Here is a 9984-nt window from a genome sequence, read left to right on the forward strand (position 1 = left end):
ACCTTGTTTTAGTCAAAAATACGGAACCCTGTAGATTTTTTGTCCACATAAATATGTGAAATTTCAACCCGTTACAGGAATCAGCAGCAAAATCCGGGTACCCTTTCCTTTCTCACTTTCAATTCTAATTTCGCCCCGCAAAGCTTCTGCCCGCTTTTGCATGTTTCCCAACCCGTTTCCCGAATCGGCTGTTTGAGATTTAAACCCAATACCGTTGTCGGCTATCCTGATTTTCAATTCTTTGTGTTCGTGCATAATAAAAACATCCACTTTTGTGCAGCGGCTGTATTTGGCGCTGTTGTTCACCGCCTCTTTAAAAATCAGAAACACATCGCGGCGGGTCTCCATATTCAAGCGCAAATCGTAAATCTTTTCCTCCACGTGAAACGAAACATCCACATTCCGGGGTTCCAGAATGGAGGAAGCATATTCGCGCATCCTTGCTACGATCTTTTGCATGTTGTCGTTGTCCGGTTTTATGCTCCAAACAATGTCATCCATGGCTTCCATCATCTGCTGGCTGTTATCGGTAATTTTTGAAATGTATTCGCTGGTTTTTACCGGGTCGGTCAGCAGCTTTGTTTTGGCCATCGAACTTAAAATATTGATCGTGCTAAGCGTAGAACCCACATCGTCATGAAGATCGCGGGCCACTTTTATCCGGATACGTTCAACGGCCAAAAGTTTGTTTAGTCGCATCCGGTAAAAGAGATAGGTCAGTCCAGCTATCAACAAAAAAAACAGAGCTATAAACCACCTTGTTTGGTAAAAATGCGGAAGGATCGTCATTCGCAACGTTGTTGTGTTAAGCGATTCCAGTCCCTGCATGTTGATACATTTCACGTGAAAAACATAATCTCCGGGAGCCAGGGTGGTGTAACTGGCTGTCAGATTATTTTCTGCCCTGTTCCAGTCTTTGTCAACACCATCCATTTTGTAGTAATAAACCAGCTGGTCTTGCTGGGTAAAGCTCAACGAAGAAAAGTAAATGGTAAACGAATTTTCGTGGGGCTGAAATACGACTTTTTCACTGGACAAAAGTGAATCAAGCGGGATAAAAGTATCGAACAGTTTAAAGTCGGTTAATGTCACATCGGGTGGAGCGGTCTTAAATTTCAATCCTTCGGGTCGGAATCCAAACAGCACGTTTTCGCCACCAAACCAGAATTCCCCGTTTTGCATTCTGAACTTCGCATTCGTGGATTTATCGGCCATAATAATCCCGTTTCGTTCGTTGTACGACACAAAAATGTTGTTTTCGTAATTGTAACTTACCAATCCGTTGTTGCTGGTAAACCAAAGCACGTCTTTGTCGTCGATTAACATTTGCGATACATTTCCCCCCGGAAGGCCCTGGTATTGGGTCAATACTTTAACCTCTCCCGAACTTATATTGATGATATCGAGAAAACCGCTACTGACAAAAAATATACTGTCGTTCAACTGCACAATATCCTGCACGCTGTTTCCGGTATTTTGTGTTTCACGAAAGGGCTTTTCGGTAAAATGATACAACACATCCGATGCCGACGGGTCCATTGCAAATACACCGTCGCTGTGTGTTCCAACCCAAATACGATCTTCCCTGTCTCTGTACAGCGTAAAAACGGCGGTCTTGAAATCCCTCACTATTTCAAAGTTTTCATCCGAAATTTCCGTTCCGTATCTCCACCTGATCAACTTACCACTTTGCGTTCCAAACAAAAGGTTTCCGTCTTTGTCTTCAAGCACTTTGCGAATGGTGCTGTACTTAAAAACCGGCGGCCAGACAAAAGCAACCGGGCTTTTTTTGCCGGGATCAAAAACTGCTATGGCACCACCCTGGCAAACCGACCAAACATGTCCCGACAAAGAATGCTGGCATAAATCCCACACCAGGTAGTAATTGGGAAGTTTATCCTTGGGTAGCGATGAATACATTTCGTGTTTTACCGGCTTAAACTGATCGTCAAAAGTCAGAATCCCATTCCCCCAGGTCCCCAGCCAGTTATCTTTACTTCGCGTCTCCAGTATCGACGTCACCATGATATCCTTGTCTTTGCTTTGTGTTTCGAATACATAATTCATCACACTTTTTTCAGGAGTCAGAATATACAAACCATTGTCGGTACTCAACCAGCTGTTGCCCTCGCGATCTTCAAACATCTGTTTAATTTCGCGGCATTTAATTTCATATTCTTTGGGTGCTGTTTTCCGATACTGAATCAAGGTACCTGCCTCCGAATCATGCTTTAACAAGGCATTAATACCTCCCATCCAGACTTGTCCCTGCCTGGTTTCATAAATCCAGGCCAGTTCTGCATAACCCGGAAAAGCAGCATGGAATCCAAGGGTATCATTCAAACTCTCGTTTTTTTCAGGACAATAATGAAGGACTTCTGCCTTCTCTCCCCTCGGATCAAAATCCCAGTAAAAAATCCACCAGGTATTGTTTTTATCGATGTAGAAATTATTAACGAATGTGTGGCTGAAAGTCTCAAAGAAAGGATGTTTGGAAGGATTGTGACCATGGTAAATCAGCGATTGGGTGGCGCTTTCGTACAAAGCCAGTCCGCGTTCGCTGCTGATCCAGTAATTGCCTGTTTGCGTATCTTCAAACAAGGAACTCACCGGCCAGCCTTCCGGAACGCTTATGGGGAGGTTATCTTCGGTAAATTTGCTCTGCGCCGGATCGTACCACAAGAGCCCGTATTTCGCAATGCACAAAAACGTATTTCCTTTACTATCCGTGTAAAGCTGAAGGTTACTTTGCGGCAGATAGGCCCTTTCTGTTTCAACAGGAACAGTGTAGTAATGAAACGAAACAGGATCAAACTGTCCGATCATTCTTCCCTGCCTGATCCACATACGGCCGTTTCCGGCATCCAGAATCTGATCAACGCCAAAGGGAGGCATCGAAAACTCATTTCCATCCGTTCGGAAACGAATAAATTTGCGGCCATCAAAACGTTGAATTCCATTTTCGGTCCCTACCCACAAAAAACCTTTCTGATCCTGCCACACACAATTAACACTGTTTGTGTTCAGTCCTTCGGCACGCGAAAGCCGATTAAAAATAAAATACCTCTGCCCAAAAACAGAGGCACTTATCAATAAAAAAAGCAGGAAAAATAAAGTTCTGGACATAGACCTATTTTATCCTAAAAATACGAAATGATTGCGTGCAAAAACAAGACATTCAAAAAACCACATGTTTATGTGACTGTTTGAAAGGTTCGTATCCCTCAATTCCCCAAAAGCTGCTTTTATCCCCCAACCTCTGCTTCCACTCCGTACGAATTAAATATTTCGATTGCCTTCTCTATTTCCTCTTCGGAAGGTTCAGCCATATCAAATTCCTCGTAATTTGAACCAAGTTTGTTGTACTTGTGCGCAGCAATGTTGTGGTATGGCAACAAGCTAACAAGCGGCGTTTCACCGGGCAGTACAGCAATAAATTCGGCCATTTTTGAAACCTCGTATTCCGAAGTATTTACATTTTGTATGAACGGGACCCGAATATTGATTGCGGCGCCTGTTTCAGCCAGTTTAACCAGGTTTTCAAGAATGAGTTTATTATCCTTTCCGGTCCATTTTTTATGCTGAACAGGATCCATAATTTTCAGATCGTATAAAAACAAATCGGTGTGTGTTGCCACTTCCAGCAACGTTTCTGCAGGCGCAAAACCACAGGTATCCACCGCACGGTGCAAACCGGCTTTCCCGCATTCCTGAAGCATTTCAAGCAGAAAACCGGGAAACATCAACGGTTCACCTCCTGAAAAAGTTACTCCGCCTTCTGAGTGTTCAATGTGTACGCGTTCACGCTCAATAATCTGCATTAACTCTACTGCATCGTACAATTTCCCCGACATCTGAATCGCCTTCGTCGGACAGGCATCGGCGCACAAACCACAAAGCGTACATTTTTCTACATCGGTCACAATTCCGTTTGGAGTCAGTGTTAATGCGTCTTCCGGGCAATTTTCAATGCAATCTTGTGCGCCAATACACTTCGAAGCGGTATACAGTTTCTGCATTTTAGGCAGTTGGCTTTCGGGGTTGTGGCACCATTTGCAGCGCAGCGGACAACCTTTAACGTAAAGAGCAATGCGAATTCCCGGGCCATCGTTAATGGCGTAGCGTTTTATATCGAAAATAAGTGGAATCATTTATTAGTTTATATGCTTATGGTACCCGTTGTTTCATTTGTACTTTGTGTTGTAATTTATGACCCCCTAAATCCCCCGAAGGGGGACTTCTCCTCCCCTTTGGGGAGGTTGGGAGGGGTCATTAACTTTAATTCTTCCTATTTTAAAGTAACTCGTTTTCTGTGCGATCGATAATCTCCTGTTGCAGATCGGCGTTCATATCGTTAAAATAGTCGCTGTAACCCGCCATTCGAACCAGTAGATCTTTGTAATCTTCGGGGCAAGCCTGTGCTGCATACAAAGTAGCAGTATCAACTATATTAAACTGAATGTGATGACCACCCAGCGAGAAATAACTGCGGATCAGGTGTCCCAGTTTTTCCATGTCTTTTTCGCGTTTCAGCAGGCTTGGAACAAAACGCAGGTTGAGCAAGGTTCCACCGGATTTTGTCTGATCGAGTTTACCAAGCGAACGAATTACATTGGTTGGCCCGTGCGTATCGCATCCGTGCGACGGCGAAGTTCCATCGGAAATTGATTTACCTGAAAAACGCCCGTTGGCAGAAGCTCCCAGCACTAAACCAAAATAAACATGGCAGGTGGTGGAAAGCATATTCAAATGAAAAACTTCTCCTTTTGTGTTGGGTTTACCTTCGATAGCATTCAGCAAATCGTTGTAAACGCGCAATGCAATGTTATCGGCATATTCATCGTCGTTCCCAAAAAACGGCGTCCAGTTCAGAATTCTTTGACGCAAGGCTTCTTCGCCTTCATAGTTCTTTGCTATGGCTTTCAGCAAAGTATCCATGGTGAAGGTTTTATCTTCAAACACATGCTTTTTTAATACTGAAAGACTGTCAGTAACAGTGCCCAAACCGGTACATTGAATGTAGTTGGTGTTGTATCGCGGCCCGCCGTTGTAATAGTCTTTTCCCTTCGAAATACAGTCTTCAATCACCACCGAAAGGAAAGGTGCGGGAGCATATTTGGCAAACATCTGGTCGATGTAGTTGCTAACACGAACTTTTTGATCAACTACAAAATTCAGCTGTTTCAGAAATGCTTCGTACAGTTCTTCATAGCTTTTAAAACTCAAAGGATCGCCGGTTTCTATACCGGCAACTTTACCAGTTAGCGGATCAATTCCGTTGTTCAGCGTTATCTCCAGAACTTTTGGAACATTCAGATAACCGGTAAGCAGATACGCTTCTTTACCAAAAGCACCCACTTCAATACAACCGCTGCAGCCACCTTCGCGTGCATCCTGCAGGCTTTTTCCTTGATTTACAAGTTCCTGAATATACACATCGGGATTAAAAACAGAAGGATAACCGTGGCCCTGGCGAATCAGATGTACCGCCGCGTTCAGAAATTTATCGGGCGTTACTTTGCTGATATGAACCGAGTTTCCGGGCTGAAGAATGTGCAGTTCTTCGGTTACTTCCAGCATCATGTACGAAACCTCGCTAACAGCGTCGGTCCCGTCGGGTTTAACACCACCGATGTTGATGTTGGTAAAGTCGTTAAAAGTTCCGCTTTCACGAGCGGTAATTCCAACTTTTGGCGGTGCCGGATGGTTGTTCACCTTTATCCAGAAACAGGAGATCAATTCTTTTGCCTGGTCGCGGGTGAGCGTACCTTCAGCAAGCTCCTTTTCATAAAATGGTTGCAAATGCTGATCAAAATGCCCCGGATTCATGGCGTCCCATCCATTCAGTTCGGTAACTGTTCCGAGATGCACAAACCAATACATCTGAATGGCTTCCCAAACATTTCGGGGTGCATGAGCCGGCACCCAACGGCACACTTCAGCAATGCGTTTCAGTTCCCCGACACGCTGCGGATCTTTTTCCGTTTTAGCCATTTCGTCAGCCAACTCAGCATGACGTTCAGCAAAAACAATAACTGCATCGCACGAAATATCCATTGCTTTTAATTCTTCCAGCTTACTGGTTGCTTCCGGATCATTCAGAAAATCGAGACTATCGATGTGTGCCTTAATTTCCTTTTTATAGTCAAGCATTCCTTTTCGGTAAATCGTCCCGTCGAGCGCGGTGTGACCCGGAGCACGTTGTTCCATAAACTCGGTAAATACACCGGCTTCGTAGGCCCTTTTCCATTCATTCGGAACATGATTGAAAATGCGTTCGCGCATCGTGCGGCCCTGCCAATAAGGAATAACCTCGCGTTCGTAGGTGTCAATATCTTCCTGCGAAACGGTATAACGCTGCTGATCGCGCGTGTTCAGTACATGAAAATCTTCCACACTGTGACAGGTTAACTCCGGAAAAGTGGGAACCGATTTTGGTTTTGGCCCGCGTTCTCCAACAATAAGTTCATCATCACCTATATAAATCGTCTTTTGTTTGCAAATCTCCAGGAAATTCAGGGCGCGCATTACCGGCTCCGAATATTTTCCGTAATTCTCTTTGTAAAAGCGGGTGGTGATCAACGCCCTTTCGATAGATAAAGATTCCTGAGTTTCAACACTTAACTTTCTTAAGCGCTGAATACGTTCATTCATTCCGGGGCCTATTTTTTGGGTTTTGGTTGGTTGATAGAAATTACCTTCCGCTCCGGCGGGGCGTTCAGGTGCTTTTTGGGTTTTTATTTCAGCAAATGACATGATACCACTTGATTAAATTCAACAATAATAAAATGATTAGGAAAAGAGGGGGAAGCAAAAACTAGGCATAGAACATGCGGCATTCGAACAGACATTGGTACGAATCGTGCAAATGTGATATGTGTTGCTGTACTGCCACCGAATTTGTTTTTGCGACAGTAAAATTAGAGAATTATTTGGGAGATTTCAATATACTTAGAATAAATAAATACCAACCAATCAGCACAGTATTATCAAAGAAACAAAGCCAAACAAACCACTATTGCGTATCTTTTACACAGCGAAAACCAATGTGGCTCATTCCGGTGTTTACCTCCCCGGGCATGCGGGCTGCAACCCGATAACTTGAACAATAACTGTCGTTACACAAAAAAGAGCCACCCCGAAGTGTTTTTTGTTGTTCAGGGCCAGCAGACTTCAAAGGGCCTTTCGGATTATTTGCCACCTTCCCGTCAGAAAAAGCTTTGTAATAATCCGGATCATACCAATCAGCTGTTATTTCCCAAACATTCCCTGCCATATCATACAAACCAAACCCGTTGGCAGCATAAGACTTAACAGGGGCACTGGAGAAAAACCCATCCATCATTGAATTTTGGTTGGGAAAATGTCCGTTCCAGGAATTGGCTTTTGGCATACCCGCTTCAATGTGCTCATCTCCCCAGGGATATATCTTATTCTGTATTCCTCCCCGCGCCGCATATTCCCATTCCGCTTCAGTTGGAAGTCTTTTCCCAGCCCATTTGCAATAAGCAAGCGCATCGTAGTAGCACACGTGCACCACCGGATAATTTTCCAATCCCTTTATACTGCTACCGGAACCTTTGGGATGTTTCCAGCTGGCTCCCGTGGTCCAGGTCCACCACTGCGAATAATCGTTTAACGGAACCGCCTGACCAGGAGGGGTAAACACGAGTGAGCCGGCTTTCAAAACACTGTCGGGATATTGTGGAAGAACCACATCTTTTTCTGCCACGGTAACATAACCGGTTTCTGCAACAAACGTTTGAAATTCGGCATTGGTAACTTCATGTTCATCCATCCAAAAATCATCGACCTTTACCCGGTGTTTCGGATATTCATCTGCCCGTGCCTGTTCATTATCCGCACCCATATCAAATTCAGCTCCTGCAATAAATACCATCCCCTGAAAACCAGTATCTCCATGTTTAATCTCCGCAGTATCAATTGTCGCTTGTTCGCGAGTAAGTCCTTCCAAATTACAACACGATTGCATGCTATCTGCTGAACTAATCACATTCTGCATTGCAGTATCATTGGAAGAAGATGATTGTTTTTTTTGGTTGGAACATCCCAAAATCAGAAATAAAATCAATGCAATTAGAGGAAAAGATAATTCCCTGAAGTTCGATTTTGTGCGTCGTGATATCATTTTTGTATCATTTGTAGAGTGCTGCGTCACAACTCTAGATAACCTCAGTATCAGAAAAAAGTTTAGATATCAATTTCAACAAAAACTGATGAAATAATCACACTAAATCCAAATCATATTCAAAATCAAGGGCATACTTTTGAAAAATTGCCGGATGATTCTACCTGTTTAAAAATTGGCTCTATTTATTTGGAAACGAATTATGAATAGGAAAGGAAAAGCGAGGTTTATAAAAGAAGAAAGGGCAGTTCAACAACTGCCCTTTTACTAATGTTAACCCCCAAACACACATCGTGCTGAACGCACGATGGTACAAATGAACAAAAAAGTTCTGAGTTATCAAAACATTCGGGAAATTATTTTAACAAATGTGATGTTATTTTTTTGTGAACCGGAGGAAAAGTTTAAGTAAGGATCAAAAAAAGAAGGATTCGGATCAAATTTACTCCGATATCCTTCTTTTGTAGTCCCGACGGGAATCGAACCCATATCTACAGTTTAGGAAACTGCTATTCTATCCGTTGAACTACGAGACCATATTTCCGCCGCAAAAATATACAAAAACCTACTCTCCAACAAATCGTTCTTCAATATTCCGTTCAAAGCACACCCACTTCTTTTACATTTCTTTGATTTGAATGATTATCTTTGCCAATCAATAAAATAGCGGATAATGTTAGACAAGATCAAAACATTACAGGAAGAGATCGATAAGATTGTTGCTTCAAGTAAGGAAGAAGTAGAGGAGTTACGGATAAAATACATCAGTAAAAAAGGCCATATCAGCCAATTATTCAACGACTTTAAAAATGTTCCACCGGAACAAAAAAAGGAAGTTGGACAAGCGATCAACATTCTCAAGCAATTTGCGCTCGACAAAATAAACGGACTCAAAGAAGGTTTTGAAAACAGCGGCAACGAATCGTCGGGTATTGATTTAACTATGCCGGGCGAACCTATGAAATTAGGAACACGTCACCCGCTTTCGCTGGTTAAAAATGAAATTATCGGCATTTTTTCGCGACTGGGTTTTACCGTTGCTGAAGGACCGGAAATTGAAGATGACTGGCATGTGTTTTCTGCACTGAACTTTCCACCGGAGCATCCGGCGCGTGATATGCAGGATACTTTCTTTATTGAAAAAGATCCGGACGTTTTATTGCGTACACACACATCGAGTGTTCAGATTCGCGTGATGGAGCGCACACAACCTCCAATTCGCATGATCTTCCCTGGCCGTGTTTTCCGCAACGAAGCCATTTCTGCGCGTTCGCACTGTATTTTCCACCAGATCGAAGGTCTGTATGTTGACGAGAACGTTTCGTTTGCCGATCTGAAGCAAACGCTTCTTCAATTTGCAAAAGAATTGTTTGGCGAGAATACTAAAATTCGTCTTCGTCCGTCGTATTTCCCGTTTACCGAGCCAAGCGCCGAAATGGATGTAAGTTGCTCAATTTGCGGTGGCGAAGGCTGTAATGTTTGCAAATACACCGGTTGGTTGGAAATCCTGGGGTGTGGAATGGTGGATCCAAATGTGCTGGAACTTTGTAATATCGACAGCCGAAAGTACACCGGTTTTGCCTTTGGAATGGGAATTGAACGTATTACCATGTTACGTTACGGTATAAAAGATATTCGCCATTTCTTTGAGAACGATGTTCGCTTTTTAAAGCAATTTGAATCGGCTACATAGAAAAAAATCATCACGATGACTAGTCCTAAATAAGCGTTACAGATTATTGGACTAAGTTAATAGATTCACAGACCGTTTCAAAGCTAGCTTTGAAACGGTCTGTTCTTTTATAGCTTTTAATTTTAATGGTATCTTGTTTGTG

General features: G+C 43.1%; 5 protein-coding genes and 1 tRNA gene. 1 reads left to right on the forward strand and 5 read right to left on the reverse strand.

Features of this window, described 5'->3' with window-relative positions:
• Positions 1–63 precede the first annotated feature (63 nt).
• The 5 genes from MR764_RS17780 to MR764_RS17800 all read right to left on the reverse strand — a co-directional run bounded on the left by MR764_RS17780 (position 64) and on the right by MR764_RS17800 (position 8685).
• Positions 64–3126, reverse strand: coding sequence for a sensor histidine kinase (locus tag MR764_RS17780; RefSeq protein ID WP_247980801.1), 3063 nt, complete (start codon positions 3124–3126; stop codon positions 64–66).
• A gap of 119 nt (positions 3127–3245) precedes the next feature.
• On the reverse strand, positions 3246–4151 hold the full coding sequence (locus MR764_RS17785; RefSeq protein WP_247980802.1) for a glycyl-radical enzyme activating protein: 906 nt from the start codon (positions 4149–4151) through the stop codon (positions 3246–3248).
• Between the two features lie 142 nt (positions 4152–4293).
• Positions 4294–6756: a trans-4-hydroxy-L-proline dehydratase gene (gene hypD / locus MR764_RS17790; protein WP_247980803.1), complete on the reverse strand. Its 2463-nt coding sequence runs from the start codon at positions 6754–6756 to the stop codon at positions 4294–4296.
• 259 nt (positions 6757–7015) lie between these two features.
• Positions 7016–8023, reverse strand: a complete 1008-nt coding sequence (locus MR764_RS17795; RefSeq protein WP_247980804.1) for a formylglycine-generating enzyme family protein — start codon at positions 8021–8023, stop codon at positions 7016–7018.
• 590 nt (positions 8024–8613) lie between these two features.
• A tRNA-Arg gene (locus MR764_RS17800) sits at positions 8614–8685 on the reverse strand.
• A gap of 137 nt (positions 8686–8822) precedes the next feature.
• On the opposite strand from MR764_RS17800, the gene pheS reads away from it, so the two are divergent.
• Positions 8823–9842: a phenylalanine--tRNA ligase subunit alpha gene (pheS, locus tag MR764_RS17805; protein ID WP_247980805.1), complete on the forward strand. Its 1020-nt coding sequence runs from the start codon at positions 8823–8825 to the stop codon at positions 9840–9842.
• Positions 9843–9984: the final 142 nt, after the last annotated feature.

It is taken from the genome of Maribellus sp. YY47, assembly GCF_023111095.1.
In the GTDB taxonomy this organism is placed as follows: domain Bacteria; phylum Bacteroidota; class Bacteroidia; order Bacteroidales; family Prolixibacteraceae; genus Draconibacterium.